Origin of the sequence: Actinokineospora sp. PR83 (genome assembly GCF_021056305.1) — a bacterium.
GTDB classification, from domain to species: Bacteria; Actinomycetota; Actinomycetes; order Mycobacteriales; family Pseudonocardiaceae; genus Actinokineospora; species Actinokineospora spheciospongiae.
Genome location: NZ_JAJCXD010000151.1, coordinates 1 through 2,125, shown reverse-complemented (window position 1 = coordinate 2,125; position 2,125 = coordinate 1). Strand labels below are relative to the sequence as shown.

Genomic DNA, 2,125 nt, shown 5'->3' with positions numbered 1-2,125 from the left:
GCGCACCGGGTCGTGTCCTGCGGGCGGCCGGGGAGGCGACGAGCGCGGCGCTCGACGTGGCCGACGAGGCCGTGGGCCTGGGCAAGCGGGCGGCGGCGACGGGGGTCGAGGCGGGGCGGGCGACCGTGGAGTCGACCGGGCGCCTGGTGCGCGAGGCCTTCACCAAGCGGGAGCTGTGGTGGCGGGCGGGGCACCGCCTGCACCTGCCGGTGCGGCTGCCCGAGGGGGCGCCCGAGCAGGTGCGGCGGGTGCTCGAGGACGTGGTCGCCGCCGTCCTCGAACACCCCGAGGTGGTCAGCGCCTATTGGGACGGTGGGCTGGCGCGCGTGGTGGTCCGGTTCGCCGAGGGCGCGGCCACCGACAAGGTGGCGGCGGAGGTGTCCGCCCTCGCGCGTGAGCACGAACCGTCGCCCGTCACCGCCGTCGAGCCCGCCGCGCACCCCGGGGACCTGCACGAGATCCGGTCCGCCGCGGTGGCCCTCGCGGTGACCGGCGCCGGTCTGGCGACCTCGCTGGCCGCCGGGGTGTTCCGGCTGCGCCGCCCGCCGAAGGTCGCCGCCGCCGCGCTGACCGTGCTGCGGGAGGACCCCCGGGTGCGGTCGCTGCTGCGGTCCCGGCTGGGTGGCGGGCCCACCGAGGTGGCGATCGCCGCTGCGACCGCCGCGGTGCACGGGTTCGGCGGTTCCCCGACGGAACTGCTGCTCGACGCCGCGCTGCGCACCGGGCAGCTACTCGACGCCGCGGCTCGGGTGACCGCGTTCGAGCGGGTGCACGACGTGGTGTGCGTTCCCGGCCGGGAGAGCGTGGAGGGCGAACCGGTCGCCAGGCCCGCGCTCGCCGACCCGGTCACCAAGTACGCGGCCTCCGCCTCCACCGCGGGCATGGTCGGGGCGCTGGTCACGGGGGTGCTCACCCGCGGTGTGCGCGAGGCGAGCGAGGCGGTCCTGGCCGGGTCGCCGAAGCCCTCCCGGTACGGCTGGACCGGCTACGCCTCCGCGCTGGGGCAGGTCCTGGCGCGCGATGGGGTGCTGGTGCGCGCCCCCGAGCGGCTTCGCTCGCTGCAAACCGTGGACACGCTGCTGGTGCACGCCGGGGCGCTGCGGCTCGACAGCCGCACCGTCACCGAGGCCCACCCGCACGCCCCCGACTGGGGCGACGGCCGCCTGTGGGAGGCCGCCGAGGCCGCGCTGGCCGCCACTGATCCGAATTCTGGCTCCGACTCCGGCTCCGATCCGGACGCCGACCCCGACGCGGTCCGGTTGCGGCCGGTCCCCGACGCCGAGGCGGACTCCACCGGGCTCATGATCGCCTCCGCCGACGGGCGCGACGTCGGCACGGTCCTGGTCGGGCACCGGCCCGACCCGGTCGCCAGGGCGGTGCTCGACGCCGCCGGGCAGGCCGGGCTGCGCGTCGTGGTCGTCGGCGACGACGGCAGCGGGGCGAACGCGGTCGTGGCGGACGAGACGGTGTGCGACCGGTCCATGGCCGAGGTCCTGCGGTCGCTGCGGGCCGACGGCCGGGTGGTGTGCGCCCTCGCCCGGCCGCGCGGCACGACCGGGGCGGACGCCGACGTGGTCGCCGGGGTGCTGGCGGCGGACTTCGCCGTGTGCCTGGCCGACCAGGACGCCGCCGTGGTGTGGGCGGCCGACGCGCTGTGCGTCGACGGGCTGGTCGGCGTCTGGCGGCTGATGCGCGCGATCCCGGCGGCCCGGGCGGCGGGCAAGTACGGGGCGACCTGCGCCCAGGCCGCGACCGCCCTGTCCGGCCTGCTGGTCGCCACCAGCCAGCAGCGGCGGTGGGGGCGCCTGCTCTCCCCGGTGGCCCGGCTCAGCCCGGTCGACCTCGCCGCGGGCGTGGCCCTGGTGTCCGGGTGGGCCCTCGCCGCGGGTGTCGGCACGGCGGCCACCCCGGCGCCCCGGCCGCTGGTGCCGTGGCACGCGCTGCCCGCGGAGGGGGTGCTGCACCGCCTCCGCGAGCAGTCCGGGCGCGGTCGCCAGGTCGCCGACGACCTGACCGCGCGGGCCCGGCACCTCGGCGCGCGGCTGGCCGGGATGCCCGGCGCCGGGCCGCCGCGCGAGCTGCTGCGGTTGGCCGGTGCCGTGCGGACCGAGCTGGCCGACCCGCT

Annotated in this window: 1 pseudogene; it reads left to right on the top strand. The window is 79.0% G+C overall.

The features are described from left to right. A pseudogene (locus L6E12_RS33560) lies at positions 1–2,125 on the top strand (cation-translocating P-type ATPase); the annotation flags it as partial.